21 protein-coding genes are annotated in these 23,329 nt (G+C 71.9%); 8 read left to right on the forward strand and 13 right to left on the reverse strand.

Going from position 1 to position 23,329, the window contains the following annotated elements; translation table 11 throughout:
* Window positions 1–160: 160 nt before the first annotated feature.
* Window positions 161–1,375: a pyridoxal phosphate-dependent aminotransferase gene (locus ABT014_RS04605; RefSeq protein ID WP_350637059.1), complete on the forward strand. Its 1,215-nt coding sequence runs from the start codon at window positions 161–163 to the stop codon at window positions 1,373–1,375.
* Between the two features lie 82 nt (window positions 1,376–1,457).
* Here ABT014_RS04605 and ABT014_RS04610 read toward each other — a convergent pair whose 3' ends face one another.
* The gene (locus ABT014_RS04610; protein WP_350637061.1) at window positions 1,458–3,284 is read right to left on the reverse strand and encodes a phosphoenolpyruvate carboxykinase (GTP); all 1,827 of its coding nucleotides are present in this window, start codon (window positions 3,282–3,284) and stop codon (window positions 1,458–1,460) included.
* Window positions 3,285–3,560: 276 nt separating this feature from the next.
* Here ABT014_RS04610 and trhA point away from each other — a divergent pair, with 276 nt between their 5' ends.
* The gene (trhA, locus tag ABT014_RS04615; RefSeq protein ID WP_350637063.1) at window positions 3,561–4,253 is read left to right on the forward strand and encodes a PAQR family membrane homeostasis protein TrhA; all 693 of its coding nucleotides are present in this window, start codon (window positions 3,561–3,563) and stop codon (window positions 4,251–4,253) included.
* Here trhA and ABT014_RS04620 read toward each other — a convergent pair.
* The 3 genes from ABT014_RS04620 to ABT014_RS04630 form a co-directional block, all read right to left on the reverse strand.
* A complete protein-coding gene (locus ABT014_RS04620) occupies window positions 4,224–4,505 on the reverse strand; it encodes a hypothetical protein (RefSeq protein WP_350637066.1) in 282 nt (93 codons plus the stop codon). The two genes, trhA and ABT014_RS04620, sit on opposite strands and share 30 nt — an antisense overlap.
* A 178-nt stretch (window positions 4,506–4,683) precedes the next feature.
* Window positions 4,684–5,547: a hypothetical protein gene (locus tag ABT014_RS04625; RefSeq protein WP_350637068.1), complete on the reverse strand. Its 864-nt coding sequence runs from the start codon at window positions 5,545–5,547 to the stop codon at window positions 4,684–4,686.
* A 10-nt stretch (window positions 5,548–5,557) separates the two neighbouring features.
* Window positions 5,558–6,265 (reverse strand): papain-like cysteine protease family protein, encoded by a 708-nt coding sequence (locus ABT014_RS04630; protein ID WP_350637070.1) that lies wholly within the window; start codon window positions 6,263–6,265, stop codon window positions 5,558–5,560.
* A gap of 244 nt (window positions 6,266–6,509) precedes the next feature.
* Between ABT014_RS04630 and ABT014_RS04635 the strand changes: the two genes are divergently transcribed.
* Window positions 6,510–7,442 carry a hypothetical protein gene (locus ABT014_RS04635; RefSeq protein ID WP_350637072.1) on the forward strand — a complete coding sequence of 311 codons (933 nt, stop codon included), beginning with the start codon at window positions 6,510–6,512 and terminating at the stop codon, window positions 7,440–7,442.
* A 31-nt stretch (window positions 7,443–7,473) separates the two neighbouring features.
* Here the strand turns inward: ABT014_RS04635 and ABT014_RS04640 are convergent, their stop codons facing one another.
* A complete protein-coding gene (locus ABT014_RS04640; protein ID WP_350637074.1) occupies window positions 7,474–8,328 on the reverse strand; it encodes a GNAT family N-acetyltransferase in 855 nt (284 codons plus the stop codon).
* A 72-nt stretch (window positions 8,329–8,400) separates the two neighbouring features.
* A complete protein-coding gene (locus tag ABT014_RS04645) occupies window positions 8,401–10,437 on the reverse strand; it encodes a thioredoxin domain-containing protein (protein ID WP_350637076.1) in 2,037 nt (678 codons plus the stop codon).
* Window positions 10,438–11,441: 1,004 nt separating this feature from the next.
* Here ABT014_RS04645 and ABT014_RS04650 point away from each other — a divergent pair.
* On the forward strand, window positions 11,442–12,329 hold the full coding sequence (locus tag ABT014_RS04650) for a hypothetical protein (RefSeq protein ID WP_350637078.1): 888 nt from the start codon (window positions 11,442–11,444) through the stop codon (window positions 12,327–12,329).
* Window positions 12,330–13,221: 892 nt separating this feature from the next.
* On the opposite strand, the gene ABT014_RS04655 is transcribed toward ABT014_RS04650, so the two are convergent.
* Together ABT014_RS04655 and mca are read right to left on the reverse strand one after the other, a co-directional pair.
* Entirely contained in the window at window positions 13,222–13,413 is a 192-nt protein-coding gene (locus ABT014_RS04655; protein ID WP_350637080.1) for a hypothetical protein, read from the reverse strand.
* A gap of 66 nt (window positions 13,414–13,479) precedes the next feature.
* A complete protein-coding gene (gene mca, locus ABT014_RS04660) occupies window positions 13,480–14,349 on the reverse strand; it encodes a mycothiol conjugate amidase Mca (RefSeq protein WP_350637082.1) in 870 nt (289 codons plus the stop codon).
* A gap of 149 nt (window positions 14,350–14,498) precedes the next feature.
* Between mca and ABT014_RS04665 the strand changes: the two genes are divergently transcribed.
* Window positions 14,499–14,915: a DUF4307 domain-containing protein gene (locus tag ABT014_RS04665; RefSeq protein ID WP_350637084.1), complete on the forward strand. Its 417-nt coding sequence runs from the start codon at window positions 14,499–14,501 to the stop codon at window positions 14,913–14,915.
* Between the two features lie 279 nt (window positions 14,916–15,194).
* Window positions 15,195–15,692, forward strand: a complete 498-nt coding sequence (gene greA / locus ABT014_RS04670; RefSeq protein ID WP_350637086.1) for a transcription elongation factor GreA — start codon at window positions 15,195–15,197, stop codon at window positions 15,690–15,692.
* A 92-nt stretch (window positions 15,693–15,784) separates the two neighbouring features.
* Here greA and ABT014_RS04675 read toward each other — a convergent pair whose 3' ends face one another.
* The 3 genes from ABT014_RS04675 to ilvA all read right to left on the reverse strand — a co-directional run bounded on the left by ABT014_RS04675 (window position 15,785) and on the right by ilvA (window position 19,149).
* Window positions 15,785–16,642, reverse strand: coding sequence for an ABC transporter permease (locus ABT014_RS04675; protein ID WP_350637088.1), 858 nt, complete (start codon window positions 16,640–16,642; stop codon window positions 15,785–15,787).
* A gap of 1 nt (window position 16,643) precedes the next feature.
* On the reverse strand, window positions 16,644–17,663 hold the full coding sequence (locus tag ABT014_RS04680) for an ATP-binding cassette domain-containing protein (RefSeq protein ID WP_350637090.1): 1,020 nt from the start codon (window positions 17,661–17,663) through the stop codon (window positions 16,644–16,646).
* A 274-nt stretch (window positions 17,664–17,937) separates the two neighbouring features.
* Window positions 17,938–19,149, reverse strand: coding sequence for a threonine ammonia-lyase (gene ilvA, locus ABT014_RS04685; RefSeq protein ID WP_350637092.1), 1,212 nt, complete (start codon window positions 19,147–19,149; stop codon window positions 17,938–17,940).
* Between the two features lie 123 nt (window positions 19,150–19,272).
* Between ilvA and ABT014_RS04690 the strand changes: the two genes are divergently transcribed.
* Window positions 19,273–19,746 carry a MarR family winged helix-turn-helix transcriptional regulator gene (locus ABT014_RS04690; protein ID WP_350637094.1) on the forward strand — a complete coding sequence of 158 codons (474 nt, stop codon included), beginning with the start codon at window positions 19,273–19,275 and terminating at the stop codon, window positions 19,744–19,746.
* A 69-nt stretch (window positions 19,747–19,815) separates the two neighbouring features.
* Here ABT014_RS04690 and ABT014_RS04695 read toward each other — a convergent pair whose 3' ends face one another.
* The gene (locus tag ABT014_RS04695; protein WP_350637096.1) at window positions 19,816–20,970 is read right to left on the reverse strand and encodes a cystathionine gamma-synthase; all 1,155 of its coding nucleotides are present in this window, start codon (window positions 20,968–20,970) and stop codon (window positions 19,816–19,818) included.
* A gap of 155 nt (window positions 20,971–21,125) precedes the next feature.
* Between ABT014_RS04695 and ABT014_RS04700 the strand changes: the two genes are divergently transcribed.
* Window positions 21,126–22,748: a M48 family metallopeptidase gene (locus ABT014_RS04700; RefSeq protein ID WP_350637098.1), complete on the forward strand. Its 1,623-nt coding sequence runs from the start codon at window positions 21,126–21,128 to the stop codon at window positions 22,746–22,748.
* Between the two features lie 51 nt (window positions 22,749–22,799).
* Here ABT014_RS04700 and ABT014_RS04705 read toward each other — a convergent pair whose 3' ends face one another.
* Window positions 22,800–23,258, reverse strand: coding sequence for a hypothetical protein (locus tag ABT014_RS04705; protein WP_350637100.1), 459 nt, complete (start codon window positions 23,256–23,258; stop codon window positions 22,800–22,802).
* Window positions 23,259–23,329 lie beyond the last annotated feature (71 nt).

The following is a 23,329-nucleotide window of genomic DNA, read 5'->3' on the forward strand; positions in this document are numbered from 1 at the left end:
ACGGCCCGGCCGGCCGAACCGGCGGCGCCGGGCCCGTCGGCCCGGGGCCCCTCCCGATCCGGCCGGGCCCGAGCCTACGGCCGTCGCCGCACCCCGGGCGGGTGATCTGTGGCCCATCCCACGTGATGATCCGCATGCCACCGCCGTAAAGTAGTCGGGTATGCAGGTCATCCAGTCCAGCAAGCTCGCCAATGTCTGCTACGACATCCGCGGTCCGGTGCTCGACGAGGCGATGCGGCTGGAGGACCAGGGCCACCGCATCCTCAAGCTGAACACCGGGAACCCGGCCGCCTTCGGCTTCGAGGCGCCGCCGGAGATCCTCCAGGACATCCTGAAGAACCTCGCCGGCGCGCACGGCTACGGCGACTCCAAGGGGCTGCTCTCCGCCCGCCGCGCGGTGGTGATGCACTACGAGGAGCGCGGCCTGCACGGCCTCGGTGTGGAGGACGTCTTCCTGGGCAACGGCGTCTCGGAGCTGATCCAGCTTGCGATGACCGCACTGCTGGACGACGGCGACGAGGTGCTGGTCCCCGCGCCGGACTACCCGCTGTGGACGGCCTCGGTCAGCCTGGCCGGCGGCACCGCGGTGCACTACCGGTGCGACGAGCAGTCCGAGTGGTACCCGGACCTGGCGGACATCGAGGCCAAGGTCACCGACCGGACCCGGGCCATCGTGGTGATCAACCCCAACAACCCGACCGGCGCGGTCTACCCCCGCGAGGTGCTGGAGGGGATCGTCGAGATCGCCCGCCGGCACCAGCTGGTGGTCTACGCGGACGAGATCTACGACAAGATCCTCTACGACGACGCCGAGCACGTGCCGCTGGCCACGCTCGCGCCGGACCTCTTCTGCGTCACCTTCAACGGCATGTCCAAGGCCTACCGGGTGGCCGGCTTCCGCTCCGGCTGGATGGTGCTGTCCGGCGACCGGCACCGGGCCCGCAGCTACATCGAGGGGCTGACCGTGCTCGCCTCGATGCGCCTGTGCGCCAACATGCCGGCGCAGCACGCGGTGGCGGCGGCGCTCGGCGGCCGGCAGTCGGTCAAGGACCTGCTGCTGCCGGGCGGGCGGCTGCTGGAGTCGCGGGACGCGGCGTACCGGCTGCTGAACGAGATCCCGGGCGTCAGCTGCGTGAAGCCGAAGGGCGCGCTGTACGCGTTCCCACGGCTGGACCCGCAGGTGTACAAGATCAAGGACGATGCGCAGATGGTGCTGGACCTGCTGCGCTCGCAGCGGATCCTGATCGTCCAGGGCACCGGCTTCAACTGGCCGGAGCCGGACCACTTCCGGCTGGTCACGCTGCCCCGCCCGGAGGAGATCACCGACGCGGTCACCCGGATCGGCGACTTCCTCGGCGGGTACGTCCAGCCGTAGCCGCCGGCAGTCGTGTTCGTGCGCCACGAGCACCGCCGCCCCCGGTCAGGACGGGGGCGGCGGAGGCTCGGGTACGGGCCGGTCAGCCCAGGCGCTTGACCAGCGCGCGGTACTCGTCCCACAGCTCGGTCGGCGTGTGCTCGCCGAACAGCTCCAGGTGGGACGGGATGAGCGCGGCCTCCTGGCGCCAGATGTCGGCGTCCACGGAGAACAGCAGGTCGAGGTCGGCCGGCGCGATGTCCAGGCCGTCCAGGTCGAAGCCCTCGACGGTCGGCAGCACGCCGATCGGGGTCTCCACGCCCTCACCCGCACCGTCGAGGCGCTCGACGATCCACTTGAGCACCCGGCTGTTCTCGCCGAAGCCCGGCCAGATGAAGTCCCCGGCCGCGTTCTTGCGGAACCAGTTGACGTAGAAGATCTTCGGCAGCTTGCCGGCGTCGGCCTGCGCGCCCAGCTTCAGCCAGTGGCCGAAGTAGTCGCCCATGTTGTAGCCGCAGAACGGCAGCATCGCGAACGGGTCGCGGCGCAGCTCGCCGACGGTGCCCTCGGCGGCGGCGGTCTTCTCGGAGGCGACGTTGGCGCCCAGGAAGACGCCGTGCTGCCAGTCGAAGGACTCGGTCACCAGCGGGACGGCGCTGGCGCGCCGGCCGCCGAACAGGATCGCCGAGATCGGCACGCCCGCCGGGTCCTCCCACTCCGGGGCGATGGTCGGGCACTGCGAGGCCGGCACCGCGAACCGCGCGTTCGGGTGGGCGGCGGGGGTGCCGGACTCCGGGGTCCAGTCGTTGCCGCGCCAGTCGGTCAGGTGCGCCGGCGGCTCCTCGGTGAGGCCCTCCCACCAGACGTCACCGTCGTCGGTGAGCGCGACGTTGGTGAAGACGGTGTTGCCCCAGAGGGTCTCGATCGCGTTGGCGTTGGTGTCCACGCCGGTGCCGGGGGCGACGCCGAAGAAGCCGGCCTCCGGGTTGATGGCGTAGAGCCGGCCGTCGGCGCCGAACCGCATCCAGGCGATGTCGTCGCCGATGGTCTCGACCTTCCAGCCCGGGATGGTCGGCTGGAGCATCGCCAGGTTGGTCTTGCCGCAGGCGGACGGGAAGGCGGCGGCGACGTACTTGGCCTCGCCGGCCGGCGGGGTGAGCTTGAGGACGAGCATGTGCTCGGCCAGCCAGCCCTCGTCGCGGGCCATGGTGGAGGCGATCCGCAGCGCGTAGCACTTCTTGCCGAGCAGGGCGTTGCCGCCGTAGCCGGAGCCGAAGGACCAGATCTCGCGGGTCTCCGGGAAGTGCGAGATGTACTTGGTGGTGTTGCACGGCCAGGCGACGTCGGCCTCGCCCTCGGCCAGCGGCGCGCCGACGGTGTGCACGGCCTTGACGAAGTCGCCGTCCTCACCGAGCTGGTCGATCACGGCCTGGCCCATACGGGTCATCACGCGCATCGAGACGGCGACGTAGGCGGAGTCGGTGATCTCGACGCCGTACGCGGCGAGCGGGGAGCCGACCGGGCCCATCGAGAACGGCACGACGTACATCGTGCGGCCCTTCATCGCGCCCTTGAACAGCCCGTTCGCGCCCGAGAAGACCTCCCGCATCTCGGCGGGGGCCTTCCAGTTGTTCGTCGGGCCGGCGTCCTTCTCCTGCTCGGAGCAGATGTAGGTGCGGTCCTCGACCCGGGCCACGTCCGTGGGGTCCGAGGCGGCGTAGTAGGAGTTCGGGCGCTTCTCGGCGTTGAGCTTCTTGAAGGTGCCCTGGGCGACCAGCAGCTCGGCGAGGCGGAGGTACTCCTCCTCGGAACCGTCGCACCACTCGACGCGGTCGGGCTGGGTCAGCTCCGCGATCTCGCTCACCCAGGCCAGCAGACGCTTGTGGCGGGTGGGCGCGGATGCGCTGAGAGCAGAGTTCTCGTACGACACGATCGCTCCGTTTCACACCATCTCGGCCAGGAGACGGCATCGCGGGGGTTGAGGGTGGTAGCAGCGTAGCTCCGCCAGACACCCCCATTTGGGGCAGAACGGAGTGATCGAGCCAATTCTTAGTACATTATGTCCATCTACTTGGAAGTAACAAGGCGTTCTCGGCCACCTCGGAGGCCCGCATCGCGGAGGCCGAACACTCCAGAACGTCCAAAAGTGAGGATCACCACTTCCTACGGACTAGTAACCTACGGTGCCGTAAGTAGGATGACGCCCATGACAGTGGAGGAGCCCATGACGGCGGACCAGGCCGATGCGAGCGTGGTCGAGCTGCTCAAACCGAAGTGGCGCGGCTGGCTGCACGCCGGGATGTTCCCGGCCTCGCTGGCGGCCGGCATCGTGCTGATCTGCCTCGCCGACTCCACCGCCGCCCGGGTGGCCTGCACGGTCTACGCGGTGAGCGCCTGGATGCTGTTCGGCGTGAGCGCGGTCTACCACCGCTTCGACTGGGGCCCGCGCGGCGACGCCGTGCTGCGCCGGCTGGACCACGCGAACATCTTCCTGATCATCGCGGGCACCTACACCCCGTTCACCATCCTGCTGCTGCACGGCACCGCCCAGCAGGTGCTGCTCTGGCTGGTCTGGGGCGGCGCGCTGGCCGGGATCGGCTTCCGGGTGTTCTGGGTCGGCGCTCCGCGCTGGCTGTACACCCCGTGCTACGTGGCGCTCGGCTGGGCGGCGGTGTTCTTCCTGCCGGACTTCCTGCACAACGGCGGCGCGGCCGTGCTCACCCTGATCGTGGTCGGCGGGGTGCTCTACACCCTCGGCGGCCTGGTGTACGGGCTCAAGCGACCCGACCCGTCACCGCGCTGGTTCGGCTTCCACGAGGTCTTCCACGCCTTCACCCTCGGCGCGTTCATCGTGCAGTACGTGGGGATCTCACTGGTCGCGTACAGCGCGGCCCGCTGACACCCGCGCGTCCAGCCGTTCCCGGGCCCGACGGCAGCGCTCGCAGTGCGCCGCCTCGGGCCCTTCGCCTGCCGTGCGCACCCGCGCCTTGGCGCGGAACCGCACCGCCACGTGCGCCATCACCAGCAGCACCTCGACCGCGGACACCCCCCACACCAGCCGGGCCCCACCGAGCAGGTAGCCGACCACCACCGCGAGCCCGGCGACCACCGCCAGCACCGTGCCCCAGAACTGCGTACGCCTGATCGCCATCGGCACCTCTCCGCCGTATGACCGTGGACCGGACATTCTCCCCACCCAAGGTGACACCCGCACCACGCTCCGGGGCGAACGGGGGATCAACGCTGCATCAATTAAATGTGCGGGAGCAGGACGGCGCGCGGGAGCGGCCCGGCGCAACCGCACGCCGGGCCGCTCCCTCACCGCTCCCTCACCCCCTTCCGGGGACCGTCACCACCCGGCGGCGGACGGCGAGGGCGAGCCCGGCCAGCACGGTCGCGCCGAGCGCCGCCCCGCCGGTCAGCAGCGGCAGCCGGCCGGCCGCCGGGGCCGCGGGCGCCGCGGGCACGGGCGGGGCTTGGTCGAAACCGCCGCCGGTGCCGGTCCGGTCGTAGGCGCTGCCGGGCAGCTTGTCGCCGTACCGCTGGTGCACCAGTTGCCGGTAGGCGGCCAGGCTCACCCCCTGCGCACCCACCGAGCGGCGGGCGTCCTCGTCGAGCGGCAGCACCCGGCCGTCGCGCAGCACGTACCAGGCGTCCAGCTGCGGTTCGCGGAAGGCGGTGCCACCGCCGGTGGCGGCCGCCGCGGCCGGATAGTCGGTCTCGTCGCCGCCGGTGGCGATGTTCACCACCCGCCAGCCGCCGCCCTGGCGCACGGTCCAGACCGAGGCGCTCTGCCCGTCGGCGGCGACCGCCCGGCTGGCGACGAAGTCGGCCGAGGCCACCGGGGCACCGGCCGTCCCGGCCACGAAGCCGGGGTCGAGGGTGAACACGGTCGCGCTCTCGCCGGTCAGCCGCGGCGCGGCGAGCGCGGCGGCCCGCGCCTCGTCCGCCGCGCCGGACTCCGCGCGCCCGGTGGGCGGGACGCCCTTGCGGGCGAAGAAGTGCCCCAGCTGGTCGAGCACGGCCGGGGCCGAGGCGGCGGCCCAGGCGGCCGCCAGGTCGGCGGGCGCCACCGGCGCCGGGAGGGGCGCGGGGTCGGCCGCCCGGGCGAGCGGGGCGGCCGCGAGCAGCAGGCCCGCCGTGACGACGGCGCAGGACGCGGCCCGCCGCAGGATGTTCCGGTTGTCGGTCATGGCCGTCTCCTCACGCGCCGATCCGGTACAGGGAGTGGGTCCAGGAGAACGAGCTGTTGCTGACGTAGTACCAGTAGTCCGCCCAGTTGTAGCGGGAGTTGGACGGCCACGGGTCGCCCCAGTAGACCCAGTTGCTGGAGACGTCGTAGCCGTAGATCAGCTGCATGTGGCCGCCGCCGGAGCTCCACTCGATCCGGGTCTCGATCGGCCGGTCGGCGTCGATCTCGCTCTGGACCGTGCTGTAGCGCAGGTAACCCGTCACGTACGAGCCCGGGTTGATGCCGATCCAGTTCAACGCGGTCTGCACGTTGCCCAGGGTGGCCTGGTTGTTCGGGCAGGTCGAGTTGATCGACCGGTTGAACGCGGCGTTGCAGAACTGGTTCTGGGTGTAGCTGTAGCCGAAGTACGCGGCCACCGTGTTGCCGCTGCCGGCCCAGCACCAGTTGCTTTGCTGCTGTTGCTGCATGGTGATGTTGAGCTTGCGCCAGGTGGCGCTCAGGCCGGCCGCGGCCGGGTGGGCCTGGGCGGGGTGCGCCTGGGCGGGGTGGACCTGGAGGGGCAGGTCCTGGGCGGGCGGGGGCTGGAGGGTCAGGGACTGGGCGGGCTGGGCCTGGGCGGCGGCGGCCGGGGTGGTCGCGGCCACCGTCAGGGCCGGGGCCAGGACGCCGAGCGCGAGCGCGGCGACCGCACGGCGCAGACGTGTCCGGGGTGTTGGCATGGGGGATTTCCTCCTTGCGGCTACGCAGGAGTGGGGATGTGGGGGTTGCCGCGTCCGGACGCGATGGGAGAGAGCATCGGCCCGTTGACGCCTCATGGTCAACGGGCCCGGAGAGCAGGAGTGCGGCCGTGTGAACGGCGCTGTCGGGGTGTGAACCGCACCGCCCCGACCAGCGGCGATGACCGGGTCCGGTGACAACTCGGGCCCCAGGTGTGAATATTCACGCTCAGTCCGGGAGGCCCCCATGCACCAGACCGTCAGACCCGAGCTCGCCGCGGCCCTGCGCACCGGCCCGTTCCACCTGGCCCTGCGGACCGCGATCGCCGCCCGGGGACTGGCCCTGCACCGGGTGCGCCAGCACCTCGCGCAGCACGGCGTCCAGGTCGGGGTGACCAGCCTGAGCTACTGGCAGCAGGGCCACCGGCGGCCGGAGCGGCCCGAGTCGCTGCGCGCGGTGCAGGCCCTGGAGCAGGTGCTGGACCTCCCCGCGCACTCGCTCACCCGGCTGCTCGGCCCCCGGCAGAGCGGCGAGCCGGTGCCGGCCGGGCCGCCCACCCGGCCGTACCGGGACCTGATCGGGCCGGCCGAGGCGGTCGACGGCCTGCTCGAAACCATCGCCGGTCCGCCCGGCACCGGCCTGCACACCGTCACCCACATCGAGCGGATCAGCATCGGCGCCGACCGCCGGCAGCTGCGGCGCAGCTCCCAGCACGTGCTGCGGGCGCACCGCGACGGCATCGACCGCTACCTGGCGATCTACCAGGGCGACCCGGGCTGCGACATCACCCGGGTCGCCCTGCGCGCGGAGGAGAACTGCCGGCCGGGCCGGATCCGGCGGGACCCGACCGCCGGCCTGCTGGTCGCCGAGCTGCTGCTGGACCGGCGGCTGCGGACCGGTGACACCCATCTGCTCGGCTACGGCTTCGAGGACGCGCCGGGCCCGGAGCCCAGCAGCGAGTACGTCCGCGGCTTCAACGCCGGCGCCGGCCAGTACGTCCTGCAGGTCGCCTTCCACCCGGAGGCGCTGCCGGTGCGCTGCCACCGCTTCAGCAGCCGCACCCCGGGCGGGCGGGCGTACGAGACGGAGGAGCTGACCGTGGACGGGCACCACCGGGTCCACCTGGTGGCCGGCGGGGTGCCGCCCTGCCTGCTCGGCATCCGCTGGGACTGGGAGTAGGGGCGCCGCGAAGGCGGACGGGGGCGCGGCGTCAGCCCAGGTCGACCACCAGGCAGTCCTCGACGGCCCGGAAGCCGATCCGGTGGTAGAGCGCGTTGCTGGTCGGGTTGGCGAGGTCGGTGAAGAGGACCAGCTCGGCCGCCCCCGCGGCGCGCGCCCACGCCGAGCCGGCCGCCACCAGTGCGCCCGCGTAGCCCCGGCCGCGCAGGTCGGTCGGGGTGTAGACCGGGCCGATCCGGGACGTCCCGGCGATCACCGGGCCGACGCCGATGAAGGAGACCGGGCGGCCGTCACCGTCCTCCCAGAGGTGCAGCGCGCCCTCGGCGGTACGCCGGTCGACCTGCCCGCCGAGGTCGGCCGGGAGCTGGACCGCGGCCTCCGCCCCGAACTCCCGGTACCAGCGCACCAGCAGTTCGCGGTCGGCGGCCACCGCGCGCCGGGCCCGGCCGGCGGGGGCGGGTTCGGGCGTCACCAGCTCGCCCAGCCGGTGCAGCCGCTCACGCGCGTGCACCGTGCCGGGGACGCCGACCAGCAGCTCCCAGGCCTCCACGAACGCGGCGGTGGCCACCGCCCCGCCGCTCACCCGGGCCGGCCGGGCGCCGCCGGCGTGCAGGGTCCGGGCCAGCTCGGCGCCGGCCGCGGCGGGCATCGGGCCGAGTCGCGGCCCGAACGGCGGCGTCCGCACGAACGCCCCTTCCACCGGCGCCGCCGGCCCGGTCCGCCACCAGCCGTACTGCGGCTCCTGGTCGCCGAAGGCGTGCGCGCCGTCGCGCCGGAGCCGGTCGCAGAGCGAGAGCAGCACGGTGTTCTCGGCCGGGCCGGCGTGCAGGAACTCCCGTGCCCGGGCCAGGAATTCGTCCAGCGAGTCGGTCAGTGTCCAGGTCATGGGACCGATCCTGCCGTGGGCCGCCGCCGGTCGCACCCGGCTTTCGGGTCGATCCGCGCGGCCCGGCGCGGCTCAGCCCGCGGTGCGGGCGCCCACCCGGTCGGCCAGCTCGGCCGGCTCCGCCGTCGGGGCGTCGCAGGTGAAGTGCCGGCAGACGTACGCGGCGGGCCGCCCGCCCAGCAGCGGGCGGTCGGCGAGCAGCGGGACCTCGGACGGGCCGGGCGCGCCTACCGCGACCACGGCGCCGGGGGCGGTGGCCAGCAGGGCGGTGCGGTGCAGGGCGGCGGTGGCGGGGTCGCCGGCCGGGCCGAGCACGGCGATCTCGCGCGGCCCGTCGAGCAGCGCCTCGGCCACCGCGAGGCCCCAGCCGATGAACCGGGGTGCCTTCGCCGCGAGCGCCCCGACGATGCCGAGCGCCCGCTCGGCGGCGGTGCGGTGCCGCTCGCTGCCGGTGTACGCGGCGTACGAGAGCAGCGCGCCGGCCGCGGCCGTCCAGCCGGAGGGGGTGGCGTTGTCGGTCGGGTCCTGCGGGCGGCGGATCAGCTGCTCGGCGTCGTCGGCGGTGTCGTAGAGCGCGCCCGAGCCGGCGTCCAGGAAGTGCATGAGCACGGTGTCCAGCAGGCCGCCGGCCAGGGCGAGCCAGGAGCCCTCGCCGGTGACGGCGTACAGCGCGAGGAAGCCCTCGGCGGTGTCGGCGTAGTCCTCCAGCACGCCCGCGTTGGCGCCGGGGCGGCCGTCCCGGGAGGTGCGCAGCAGCCGGCCCTCGGGGGTGAGGTGGACGGCGAGCAGCAGGTCGGCGGCGCGCTCGGCGGCCTCGACCAGGTCGGGACGGTCCAGCAGCGCGCCGGTCTCGGCGAGGGCGGCGATGGCCAGGCCGTTCCAGGCGGCGACCACCTTGTCGTCGCGGGCGGGCGCGGGGCGCTCGGCGCGGGCGGCCAGCAGCCGGGTGCGGATCCGCTCGAAGGCCTCGGGGTCGGCGGGGTCGCGCAGCAGCTGGAGCACCGAGCTGCCGTGCTCGAAGGTGCCGGTGACCTCGAAGAGTTCGACGGCGAGCGCGCCGTCCTCGGGGCCGAGCACGGCGGTCAGCTGCTCGGGCGTCCAGGCGTAGTAGGCGCCCTCGGCGGACCGGCCGGTGGCCGGGTCGAGCGAGTCGGCGTCCAGCGCGGAGGCGAACGCGCCCTCGGGGGTTCGCAGTTCGCGCAGCAGGAAGTCGGCGGTGGCGAGTGCGGTGCGGCGGGCCTGCTCGCCTCCGGTGGTGCGCCACAGGTGCAGGTAGGCGCGCAGCAGCAGGGCGTTGTCGTAGAGCATCTTCTCGAAGTGGGGGACCACCCACTGCGCGTCCACCGAGTAGCGGGCGAAGCCGCCGCCGAGCTGGTCGTTGAGGCCGCCGCGGGCCATCGCCCCGCAGGTGCGCTCCGCCATCTCCAGCGCGGCCTCGGAGCCGGTCCTGGCGTGGTGGCGGAGCAGGAACTCGATCACCATGGCCGGCGGGAACTTGGGGGCGCCGCCGAAGCCGCCGCGCTTGTCGTCGAAGGTGCGGCCGAGTCCGGCGAGGGCCTGGTGCAGGTCGGCCTCGGCGGGCGGGTGGTGGGCGGCGGCGCCGTACACCGAGGCGCGCTCGGCGAGTTCGGCCCGGATCCGGGCCGCGACCTCACCGACCTCCTCGCGGCGGTCGCGCCAGGCGGCGGTGACGCCCTCCAGCACCTGCCGGAAGCCCGGCATGCCGTGCCGGGGCTCGGGCGGGAAGTAGGTCCCGAAGTAGAACGGCTCCTTGTCGGGCGTCAGGAAGACCGTCATCGGCCACCCACCCTGCCCGGTCGCCGCCTGCACGGCCTCCATGTACACCGCGTCCACGTCCGGCCGCTCCTCGCGGTCCACCTTCACGGCGACGTAGTGCTCGTTCGCGTACGCGGCGACGGCTTCGTCCTCGAAGGACTCGTGCGCCATCACGTGACACCAGTGACACGCCGCGTACCCGACGGACAGCAGCACCGGCACCCCGCGCCGCCGGGCCTCCTCGAAGGCCTCCGGCCCCCAAGGCCACCAGTCGACCGGGTTCTCGGCGTGCTGCAGCAGGTACGGCGAGGTCGCATCGGCAAGCCGGTTCATGTCCCTACTGTCCCACACAGCAAACCGCCGACCGGTCGGCCGGTGCTTCCCCTCCTGTGCTTCCCGGGGCTGTAAGCACACAGATCCCACCTGCCACATTCTCGACGCTCCCGCCACCAGCGCCCGGAGCCGGCCATCGCTGGAAACCCCGGCTCTGCTGAGATGGCATCCCTGGGAGTCTGGTCCGCAACGCTCTTCGAACAGCCTGCCGAGCTCATCCGCACATGACTACCGGTCTCCACGAGACCGCCATTTGTCCCTGCCACATATAGCCGTCCAGGAGGCCGACGATCCCGCGACGGGCCATCACCACGGCGCCTCGTTGCCCGCACCTGCGCACCTGAACGCCGAAGCCCTGGCCGCCGAGACACTTCGAGCTCGCCATGTCACCCGTCCGGGACACCCCTGCTTGAGCTTCCTCATCACACCTGTGCCGCCCATGTGGCCAGAGGGATCCTGCCGGCAGCCAATGTGGGTAACGACTGGAAGCGTCCTCGTCAACACTGCAGTCATCGCTGGGCTCGGAAAGTGGGGCTTTCCCGCGTAAAACCGCTCCTTGATCATGTGCCGACTCCGCGGCGATACTGCTCGCAGGCAATGCCGCGTCCGACGCGGTCCATGGCCGTATCGCCGCGCTCGCCGACGTTGCAGATCAGGCCCCGGGATCCGTCCATGGATCCAGCCCTACACCAACGAGCCGACCCCTCCCACGATCCGACCTATGCCGATGAGGGCTGTGCACACCACTCACTGGGCCGTGCATCCTCCGCACCGCTCGGCGGCCCCCGTCACCACGACTATGGACCAGTCAGGGATACAGCGAGCGATCCATCGAGCACACGCAGAACCTCAGCCACCGTCAGCTCGAAGCTTGCACGCCAAATCGGTCATCATGCGCATCACGATCAGACAAATCAGGGTGTCGATGAAATGTTTTACATCACTTCCGACAGTATTTGACCATCAGTGATGGCGGGCAAAAGGCCGATGCGACACTGGGTGCTATGACCAGCACTCAAGGGGCAACATCAATCCATGAAGTATCGATCTCATCACAGATCATCGAGATCTCACCCATCGCCGCCGCTGAGATGCTGACCCGAAATAGCGGGAACCGCCCTCTGGACAGGGGGAGAATCGCACTTCTCAGGGCGGCGATCCTGAGGGGAGAGTGGCTCGTCAGTCACCAGGGCATCGCTTTTGCAGGCGCCTGGCAGAACAGCCGCTTGCTGGACGGCCAGCACCGACTGGAGGCCATCCGGTTGTCGGGCCGCAGCGTGCCAGTCATTGTGTTCGAGAATGTTCCTGTCGAGACATTTTCGGTAATGGATACCGGTCGATCGCGGACAGCGTCGACAGTACTTGCGATGCAAAACGAACATGATTCATCACTGCTGGCTGCGGCGATCCGTCACATCCATCTCCTCCGCAGCATGCCCGATATGGAGTGGAAAGGCAGCTCTTCCCGACTCACCAACGCCCAGGTGCTCGCCTACCTGGCTTTGCATCGGGAAAGGCTGACCGAGGCATGCAGAGTCGCCCGCCGCATGAGTAATGAGCGGCTAATCATCCCTACCGCGGCAGCAGTCGGTTATTACACCACTCGAGAGGCGTCACCGGGCGTAGATCAGGAGTCCTGGGTGGAAGGTGTGACTACAGGCGCCAGCCTCTCCTCGGGGGACCCCCGGCTCGCTCTTCGAAACGCCCTGATCTCGCTGGGCACGGGCACGAGCGGCCGCCGACGCAGCGACTCCAGGGGACAGCTCGGCCTCTACTTGAAGGCATGGAATGCCTGGGTTCTCCAGAAGCCGGTCAAGCAGCTCCGCTTCCAGCGGGGCGAAAAGATGCCCAAGCCCGTGCAGGTGCTCCCGGAGGAGCCCGCCGCCCAATAGGCCTGTCCTAGAGGCGGTCCGCCGGCGCTTCCGGTGGACCGCTTCGGCGTATGGGACAGGCTGAAGGAACTCACATATGGGTCAGGCGAGGCTTCGATCGGTAGGCGCTTCAGCACACCCGCCCTGTCATCGGCGGGGAGTATCGACAACACCTTCGGCCCAGGTGATCGTAGTCGGCACGTCGAGCTCAGAGGCAGAGCACAGATTCAAGCTCCCCGCGACTACGGTCGCGGGTGGCATCAGCGGCACGAACGTCACAGCGACGCGCTCCCCCAACGTTCAGTCCCAGGGGCGCTCCTCGCTGTTTCCTTCCCCGCTATGCGGGCCTCACCTACGCAGAGCGCATTTGCCTACTGCGCCCGGGGGAAGGACATCGACCGAGACCGAAGTGCGCGACCGCAGTTCGAACCTGGTCTCACCGATCGGGATGCTAGGGAGCTGTTCCAAGCGTCAGCGGGTATCTGCGTCCGGCCGGGGCAGTTCGTCCATCAGCGAGGTTGATGGCAGCCTGCCCGCACCGTACTAATATTTGGGCCGCGACGTAGCCAGCGCTGGGTGGGTCAGGTGTGAACGATGATCTCCGTGGCGTAGGGATCAACCATCACATAGATCGGGTTACCCCAGCGGTTGCACTTCGCGCCGCGGTCGTCCAAACCCTTGCGCGCGAAGAAGATCTAGACCACTTCGGCGATCAGCAGCACGTCCTCAAGGCCGAAGCCCTCCCGCCCGTACCGGATATGGCGCTCCGGGCCGCGTGGGGTCCACCGCGACGACGCTCTGCTCGGGCAATGCGCACCTGGTTGTCGACCCACCGGCAACCCCGCGCGGCATGGCTTCTGGCAATCCCACGGCCATGATGGGCCGGGGGCGGAGGCCGTGCGCCGTGGGGCTGCTACTCCTTGGGAGTCTCGGGCTCCTCGACGAAGTCGATCTTCTTGAACCGGGTGTTCATCGACTTCAGCAGGAACCAGGTGGCCACGCCGAGGGCGGCGAAGACGACGAAGCCCAGCAGGCCGGGGGTCACCTTGGTCTCGTCCAGGGCGAGCCCGGTGGCGAGGTGGGTGAGGTTCATCGGGGTACTCATCTCTCCATGGTGACCCGGCCCTACACGGGCCGGGTCACCGGGGTGGTGCGTGTCGGGCGCCCGCGGCTACTTGCGCAGGCCGGCGAAGAGGTCGTCCTCGGGCAGGTCGGTGTCGATCCGCGACTTGGCGAGCTCGTAGTCCTCGGTCGGCCAGACCTCCCGCTGGACGTCCAGCGGGACGCGGAACCACGGGCCGTCCGGGTCGATCTGGGTGGCGTGCGCGATCAGCGCCTTGTCCCGGATCTCGAACCAGTCGTCGCACTTCACCCGGGTGGTGATCTCCCGCTCGGCGCGGCCGCTCTTCTCCCAGCCCTCGATCCACTCGCCGTACGGGGAGTCGATGCCGTGCTCGGTGAGGTAGGCGTGCAGGGCGCGGATCCGCCCCATCGGGAAGCCGTGGTTGTAGTACAGCTTCTGCGGCTGCCAGGGCTCACCCGCCTCCGGGTACGCCTCCGGGTCGCCGGCCGCCTCGAAGGCCACCATGGAGATCTTGTGGGTCATGATGTGGTCGGGGTGCGGGTAGCCGCCGTTCTCGTCGTACGTGGTGATCACGTGCGGGCGGAACTCGCGGATCAGCTTGACCAGCGCACCGGCCGCCTCATCCACGTCCTGGAGCGCGAAGCAGCCCTCCGGGAGCGGCGGCAGCGGGTCGCCCTCGGGCAGCCCGGAGTCGACGTAGCCCAGCCAGGCCTGGTCGACACCGAGGATCTCGCGGGCCGCGTCCATCTCCTTGCGGCGCACCTCGTGGATGTTCTCCTCGACCCACGCGTCCCCCTGGAGCTTGGGGTTGAGGATGGAACCGCGTTCCCCCCCGGTGCAGGTGGCGACCAGGACGTCCACCCCCTGGGACACGTACATGGCCATGGTCGCCGCGCCCTTGCTGGACTCGTCGTCCGGGTGCGCGTGTACCGCCATCAGTCGCAACTGCTCAGTCAACGCCTGGTTCCTTCCAGGTATGTCCGGTTCGTCGGGCGGCTCCCCCGCCGCCGTCGGCGCGGACCTGCCCCTCCTATAGTGACGGACTGGAGGGCCCGTCGATTCCCGCTGCCGACCTAGGGCCCCTCAGTGAAAGGACCGAGCCAACCATGGCCCCCAGTACCAGGACCACCCCGGGCGTCCCCGAGGGCCGCTACAGCCGCCGCACCGACCAGGAGGCGGACCGCAGGCTGCGGATCGCGGCGGTGGTCTGCGGTGCGCTGTTCCTGGGCCTGTTCGGCTGGCTGGGCGTCTCGTACCTGCTGCGCGAGACCACCATGAACGCCACCGTGCCGACCTTCGAGTCGGTCTCGGACAGCGAGCTGCAGCTCCAGCTGTCGGTGAGCAAGAGCGAGGGCACCGCGGGCTCGTGCACCGTCCGTTCGCAGGGGGCGGACGGCTCGGTGGTCGGCATGTCCGACTTCCCCGTGCCGGCGGCGGGCGACCGGTACAGCGCGGTGGTCACGCTGCGTACCACCGCCCGGGGGACCACCGCGGAGGTGCTCGGCTGCACGCCGGCGAAGTGAACGCGGCCGGTCGGGCGGTCTTTGCGCAACTCACCCGTTCGGGCGCATATTCGAGGAGCCGGGCGGGAACCAGACCGGGGAGCCCCGGTCATCCCGGCGCAACCGTGCGTTAACGCTCCGTCGATCGCCCTCCCACCGGGAGGCGGAAATTGTTAGGCTCGTGGTTTCGCCCCTTCCCGGCCGCCGGCTCGGAAGCGGGCGTTGCTTTGTAGTACGCCCGATATCGCCACCTGCTGACGAAAAACCCTCAGCACCGCCCAGCACCGACGAGGAGCACCTGTGACCCAGACCAGCGATGACGTGACCTGGCTCACTCAGGCCCATTACGACCAGCTCAAGACCGAGCTGGAGTACCTGACCGGCCCGTGGCGCGTCGAGATCGCCCAGAAGATCGAGGCGGCCCGCGAGGAAGGTGACCTCAAGGAGAACGCCGGTTACCACGCGGCCAAGGAGGAACAGGGCAAGACCGAGGCCCGGATCCGCCAGCTGACCCAGCTCCTGGAGCGCGCCAAGGTCGGCGAGGCCCCCGCCGACTCCGGCGTGGTGGCCCCCGGCATGCTGGTGACGGTCGCCTTCGACGGCGACCCGGACGACACCATGGAGTTCCTGCTGGCCTCCCGCGAGGTGACCGACGACGCGCTCGACGTCTACTCGCCGCAGTCCCCGCTCGGCCGCGGCATCAACGGCAAGAAGGTCGGCGCGGACGCCACCTACGAGCTGCCGAACGGCAAGAAGGCCACCGTGAAGATCCTGGAGGCCAAGCCGTACAACGGCTGACCGCAGCGACGCCGAAGCGGCCGCGACCCCGAGGGGTCACGGCCGCTTCGGCGTTCCACAGCAAGAGCTACCCGACCGCGGAGCGACCCCCGCTACCCGACCGCGGAGCGGTACTTGCGCACCGACAGCCACGAGAACACCGCCATGATCACCAGCGACCAGAGCACCGAGACCAGGATCGCGTTCTGCATCGGCCAGGCCGAGGGCGTCGGGCCGACCTGGTTGCCGAACAGCTCGCGGCAGGCCTGCACGGTGGCGCTGAACGGGTTCCAGTAGGCGATCGGCTGCAGCCAGCCCGGCATCGAGGAGACCGGCACGAAGGCGTTGGAGACGAACGTCAGCGGGAACAGCCAGATCAGACCGGCCGAGGTGGCCGCCTCGGGGCTGCGGACCGACAGGCCGATCAGCGCGCCGATCCAGGAGAACGAGTACCCGAGCAGGAGCAGCAGCCCGAACGCGGCCAGCGCCTTCGGGAAGCCCTCGTGGATCCGCCAGCCCACCAGCAGCGCCACCATGGCCAGCACCAGCAGGGTGAAGGCGGTCTGCACCAGGTCCGCCAGGGTACGGCCGACCAGCACCGCGGAGCGGGTCATCGGCAGCGAGCGGAAGCGGTCGACCAGGCCCTTGGTCATGTCCTCCGCGATGCCGGCCGAGGCGCCGGCCACCGCGAAGGTGACCGTCTGGGCGAAGATGCCGGCCATCAGGAACTGGGTGTACGTCGAGGAGCTGGCCGTGGTGCCGGGGATCTGGATCGCCCCGCCCATCACGTAGGAGAACAGCAGCACGAACATCACCGGCTGCATCAGCCCGAAGACCACGATCTCCGGGATGCGGGTCATCCGGCGCAGGTTGCGCTTGGCGACCACCCAGGAGTCGTGGGCCATGGCCGCGATGCCGCCGCGCTGACGGGGGACGGCGCCGCCGATGGCGTGCGAGGTGGCGGTGGTCATCTCAGGCGTCCTTCCCGTGGCTCTTGTGCCCCTTGGCGGGCCCCTCGGCGGGCTGCTCGGCGTCCTCGCCGCTCTCCCCGCCCTCGGTGACGTGGCCGGTCAGCGACAGGAACACGTCGTCCAGGGTGGGCCGGCGCAGCCCGATGTCGTCGATCTCGATCGACCGGGCGTCCAGCTCGCGGATCACGTCGGCGAGCACCTTGGCGCCGCCGCTGACCGGGACGGTGATCCTCCGGGTGTTCTTCTCCACCGCCGGGTCGCCCTTGGCGTACGGGGTCAGGGCGGCGACCGCCTCGGTGACGTCGGCGCGGTCGTGCACCACGACCTCGACCCGCTCGCCGCCGATCTGCGCCTTGAGCTCGTCCGCGGTGCCGCGGGCGATCACCTTGCCGTGGTCGACCACCGCGATGTCGTGCGCGAGGCGGTCGGCCTCCTCGAGGTACTGGGTGGTCAGCAGCAGCGTGGTGCCCTGCTCGACCAGGGTCTCGATGACCTCCCAGAGCGCCAGCCGGTTGCGCGGGTCGAGGCCGGTGGTCGGCTCGTCCAGGAACATCACCGGCGGGCGGACCACCAGGGCGGCGGCCAGGTCGAGCCGGCGCCGCATGCCGCCGGAGTAGGTCTTGGCCGTGCGGTCCATCGCCTCGCTGAGGTTGAACCACTCCAGCAGCTCCAGTGCGCGGGCCTTCGCGTCCCGCGGGGTCATCTGGTAGAGCTCGCCGACCATCTGGAGGTTCTCACGGCCGGTCAGGTACTCGTCGACGGCGGCGTACTGACCGGACAGGCCGATCAGGCTGCGCACCTTGTTGGGGTGCTTGAGCACGTCCACCCCGGCGACCGTGGCACGGCCGGAGTCGGGGCGGAGCAGGGTGGTCAGCACCCGCACCGTGGTGGTCTTGCCGGCGCCGTTCGGGCCGAGCAGTCCGAGCACGGTGCCCTCGGGCACGTCGAGGCTGACGCCGTCGAGCGCGCGGACGTCCCCGAAGGTCTTCACCAGGTTCTCGGCTTGGATGGCTGGCGCCATGAGCCTGCCTCATCTCCTGTTGCGGAATGACGGAGCGGAATGAGTGGGATGGAACGAGCGGGTGGAACGAGTGGCTGGAATGACTAGGTGGAATGGCTGAAATGTCCACTGTGTGGGGATTGCTACCCGGGCCGACCGATCGGCAAGCTCGCGATACATCGCGAGCTTGGCAGGTCGCGATATATCGCGTCAAGGTCCGGTCCTCCGGCCGTCCGGGTGGTGTCCCACCACGGCCGCCACAGCCTCCCAGGCACCACTGACAACGCCCGGCGCCCTACTGCGAGACCACGTACCCCTCCTCGCGCAGCTCGCCGAGGACGGCTGCGCAGTGCTCCGGGCCTTTGGTCTCCAGGTGCAGGTCCACCTCGACCTCGGTCAGCCCAAGCCGCGGGTCGATCCGCACGTGTGCCACGTCCAGCACGTTGGCGTCGACCCGGGTGAGCACGGCCAGCAGGTCCGCGAGCGCCCCCGGGCGGTCGGCCAGCCGGACCCGCAGCGACAGGTAGCGCCCGGCCGCCACCAGGCCGTACCGCAGCACCCGCTGCATCAGCTGCGGGTCGATGTTGCCCCCGGACAGCACCGCCACCACCGGGCCCTCGTACGCCCCGGGCTCCTCCAGCAGGGCCGCCACCGGGCTGACCCCGGCCGGCTCGACGACCAGTTTGAGCCGCTCCAGGCCGAGCAGCAGCGCCCGCGACAGCGACTCCTCGGAGACCGTGCGGATGCCGTCCGCCAGGGTGTTGATCACCTCGAACGGAATGTCGCCGGGCCGCCCCACCTGGATGCCGTCCGCCATGGTGGCGAACCGTTCCAGCGTGATCGGCCGGCCGGCCGCCAGCGAGGGCGGGTACGCGGCGGCCGCCGCCGCCTGCACCCCGACCACCCGCACGTCCGGCCGCAGCGGCTTCACCGCGGCCGCGATCCCGGCCAGCAGCCCGCCGCCGCCCACCCCGACCAGGATGGTGCGCACCTCGGGGCACTGCTCCAGGATCTCCAGGCCCACGGTGGCCTGGCCGGTCACCACGTCCCAGTGGTCGAAGGGGTGGATGAACACCGCGCCGGTCGCCTCCGCGTACCGCTGGGCCGCGTGCAGCGCCTCGTCCACCGTGGCGCCGTGCAGGCGCACCTCGGCGCCGTACCCGCGGGTCGCCGACACCTTGGGCAGCGGGGCCGCGAGCGGCATGAAGACCGTGGAGCGCACGCCCAGCAGGGCCGCCGCCAGCGCCACCCCCTGGGCGTGGTTGCCGGCGCTCGCCGCCACCACCCCGCCCGCCTTCTGCACCGGGGTCAGGCCGGCGATCCGCACGTACGCGCCGCGCAGCTTGAACGAGCCGGTGCGCTGGAGGTTCTCGCACTTGAGGTGGACCGGCGCGCCGACCAGCTCGGCCAGGTGCCGGCTGGTCTCCATCGGGGTGACGCGGGCGACCCCGGCCAGCATCTTCTGGGCGCCGCGGACATCGTCGATGGTGATCGGCCAACTGTGCATGCGGTCAGGGTACGGGCGCCGCCGGCCGGAAGCCGGGACGACGGCGCTGTTCCCGGGCCCGCCCGGCGCGCGTACGCTGCTGGTTCACGAGCCACCCTCACCGCACCCCGATCGTGAGCCGCGATGACGACCACCTCGCCCCAGGCCACCGGAAGCAACGACCCGCTCCACGCCCAACTCCAGTACCAGGTCGCGGTGTTCGCCCGCCGGATGGAGCAGGTCCGGGTCGGCGCCGTGGGCGCCCTGGACCGCGCCGGCTACCTGTTGCTGGACCACCTGCACCGGCACGGGCCGGCCAACGTCAAGTCGCTGGCCGAGGCGCTGGGCATTGACTCCTCCACGGTGACCCGGCAGGCCGCCCCGCTGGTGCGGGCCGACCTGGTCGGCCGGGTGCCCTACCCGGCCGACCGGCGCTCGGTCCACCTCGCGCTGACCCCGCTCGGCGGGCGCCGGCTGGCCGAGGTCCGGGCCGACCGGGAGGAGCTGATGCGCGCCCTGACGGCCGGCTGGCCCGCCGAGGAGCAGCACGCCTTCTGCATGCTGCTCGCCCGGTTCAACGACTCGCTGGAGTCGTACTGGACCGGCCGGCCGGAGTGAGCGGCCGTCAGGGCCGCCGCACCGTGGGCCGGAGCGGCCGTCAGGGCGCCTCGCCGTGAGCCGGCCGGCTCAGCCCAGCGCCCGCTGGAGGTCGGCCAGCAGGTCGTCGATCGACTCGATGCCCACCGAGACGCGGACCAGGTCCGCCGGGACCTCCAGGGCCGAACCGGCCACCGAGGCGTGGGTCATCCGGCCCGGGTGCTCGATCAGCGACTCGACGCCGCCGAGCGACTCGCCGAGGGTGAACAGCTCGGTCCGGTTGCAGACCTCGACCGCCGCCGCCTCGCCGCCGGCGACCCGGAACGACACCATGCCGCCGAACGCCTTCATCTGCTTGGCCGCGATGTCGTGGCCGGCGTGCTCGGGCAGGCCCGGGTACAGCACCTGGCTGACCTTCGGGTGGCCGCTCAGCAGCTCGACGATCTTCTCGGCGTTGGAGCAGTGCCGGTCCATCCGTACGCCCAGCGTCTTGATGCCGCGCAGCACCAGCCAGGCGTCGAACGGGCCGGAGACCGCGCCCATCGCGTTCTGGTGGTACGCCAGCTCCTCGCCCAGGCCCGCCTCGGCCGCGACCAGCGCGCCGCCGACCACGTCCGAGTGGCCGCCCATGTACTTGGTGGTGGAGTGGACCACCACGTCGGCGCCGAGCGCGATCGGCTGCTGCAGGTAGGGGCTGGCGAAGGTGTTGTCCACCACCAGGATGGCGCCCGCGCCGTGCGCGATCTCGGCCAGGCCGGCCAGGTCGGCGATGCCGAGCAGCGGGTTGGACGGGGTCTCCACCCACACCGCGCGGGTGGCCTGGCGCAGCTGCGCCCGGACGTCCGAGAGGTCCTGCATGTTGGCGACGGAGAACTCGACGCCCCAGCGGGTCAGCACCTTGGCGAACAGCCGGAAGGTGCCGCCGTAGGCGTCGTTGGGGATGACGATGTGGTCGCCGGGCTTGAGGACGGTGCGCAGCAGGGTGTCCTCGGCCGCGAGGCCGGAGGCGAAGGCGAGGCCGCGGCTGCCGCCCTCGAGCGCCGCGAGGCACTCCTCCAGCGCGGTCCTGGTCGGGTTGGCGGAGCGGCTGTACTCGTACCCGCCGCGCAGGCCGCCCACCCCGTCCTGCTTGTAGGTGGAGACCTGGTAGATCGGCGTGACGACGGCCCCGGTCTGGGGGTCTGCTTCCTGACCCGCATGGATGGCGAGGGTCTCGAAGCCCTGGGGAAGCTGGTGCTCGGTCATGGCACGAGCCTAGTGCGCGCCCGGCCGGGCGGGGCGGCCGAGCACGGGACCGTCGCGATTTACTCCCTGTCGGCCCGCCTGCCGCACCGCTACGATCACCACCCGTTGCCCATCGACCGCACCGGTCGTCGTCTTCTCGGGGGGGTGGACTCGCCATGGCCGCGGTCCAGCACGGCACCGGTCTGTCCGTTCCTGCGCGCGCCCTGCAGGCGGTCGCGCTGCTGGCGGGCTTCTACCTGCTCGCCGCCGCCGTCGTGCTCGGCCTGCTCGGTCTCGACGTCGCGCTCTACCTCGGGTCGGACCACCTGCGCGCGGCCCTGTTCAAGATCTGGGCGCTCACCGCCGTGGTGATCTACCCGGTGCTCCGGGTGGTCTTCCTGACCCGGCGCCCCAAGGGCGGCGAGGCGGGCGGGCTGCCCGTGACCCGGGCCGACCAGCCGGCGCTGTGGGCCCGGGTGGACCGGATCGCCGAACTGACCGGGGTCCGCGGGCCCGCCGAGCTGCGACTGACGGCCGAGGTGAACGCGGCCGTCCGGGAGGACACCCGGCTGCTCGGCCTGATCCCCGGCAAGCGGCACCTGGAGATCGGCGCACCGCTGCTGATCGGGCTCACCGAGGCGGAGCTGGACGCCGTGCTGGCGCACGAGTTCGGCCACTTCAGCCATCAGGACGTCCGGCTGGCCGGCGTCACCGTGGCGGGTCGCACCGCCATCCTGCACAGCATCGGCACCCTGCACGAGCGGGCCGACCGGTACCAGGCCGAGGAGGAGGCCGAGCAGCGGGCGCTGGCCGAGGACCGGCTGGCCCGCGGCCGGAAGCCGAAAGCGCAGGACGAGGCCACCGGCGGCGTCCAGCGGGTGCTGGCGCACATGTTCACCCTGTACGCGAAGCTCTTCTTCCGGGTCTCCGAGTCGGTCGGCCGTCGCCAGGAGTACGCCGCCGACCGGGCCGCCGCCGCGATCGCCGGCCGGGACGCGACCGCATCGGCGCTGCGGAAGATCCCCACCCTGGCCGCGGCCCAGAGCTTCTACCTGGACGCCTACGCCACCGTCGGCTGGGACGCCGGGCTGCTGCCCGTCCCCGGCCAGGTGTACGGCGGCCTCGCCCGGCTGCTGGCCGATCCGGCGCGGCGGGAGGAGCTGGCGGCGCTCGGCCTCGCCCTGCCCGAGCAGGCCGCCGACCCGTACGACTCGCACCCGCCGATCGCCCAGCGGGTCGCCGCGATCGAGGCACTGCCCGCCGACGGCCGCGCCGACGCCGGCGCGGGACCGGCGCTGGGACTGCTGGAGCGGCCGGAGCGGACGCTGGCCGCGCTGGAGAAGGCCACCCTGGTGCCCGAGGCCGCCGGCAAGCGCCGCCTCGACTGGCCCGAGCTGGTCGCCGAGAGCCACCTGGCGCAGGCCAAGGCGGCCGCGCAGCCGATCCTGCGCGCGCTGACCGGCTCCGGTCGGCCCGGGACGGTCGACGCCCTGCTGGACGCCGTCGACCGGGGCGAGGGCCCGGACCTCGCCGGCCGGCTGCCGGCCGATCCCGCCGCGCCCGCGGCGCCCGGCCGTGCGCTGCGCACCGCCACCGGGCGGCTGGTCGTGCTGGCGCTGGCCACGGCCGGACTGGCCCGCTGGGAGCTGTCCTGGTCGTCGGCGTCCGCGCTGGTGCTGCCGGAGGGGATGGCCGAGCGGTTCGACGCCGCGCTGGACGCGGTGGCCGCCGACGCCCCGGACACCGGCCCGCTGCGTGCCCTGCTCGCCGGGGCCGGTCTGCAGCCGGCCGCGGTCTGACGGCGACGGCGGCCCTGCCGGGGTCCCGCCGGCCGGTGCGCCCCGGGCCGGTCAGGCTCCCGGGGCGCCGTAGTGCCGGGCCTCGATGGCCCGGCCGCTGTCGGTGAACGCCTTCTCCAGCTTGTGCTTCCCGACCGTCCCGACGACGGCGCCGAGCAGGTGCCCCTTGACGTTCTTGCCCTCGCGGACCACGACGGCGTCGACCTCGGTGGTCCCGTCCGGCTTGCGGGTGAAGGTGTAGGTGTGGCCCGAGTGGCCGCCCCACACGTTGGAGTCGGTGGTGGTCATGACCACCCGGTCGGGGTCGGACCAGTCGTAGTGCAGGCGTTCCCAGACCCCGCCCGCGCCCTCGGTGACGTCCGCCTCGTGGTCCCCGCGCCGGTGCACCTTCAGGTACTTCTCGGAGCTGTTGCCGAAGAGTTCCGCGCGGCCCGGACCGAAGTCGGTGAGCCCGGCGACGAACTGCTCGGGGGTGGCGGTGGTCGTCTGGTGGAAGTGGATCGTGGACATGTGCGCTCCTCGGGACGCCCGCGGCCGGGGCCCGCCGGTGCGCGGTCCGGCCGGGGCAGGACTTCCTGTCA

The sequence above is a fragment of the Kitasatospora sp. NPDC094015 genome (genome assembly GCF_040304075.1).
Classification (GTDB): Bacteria; Actinomycetota; Actinomycetes; order Streptomycetales; family Streptomycetaceae; genus Kitasatospora.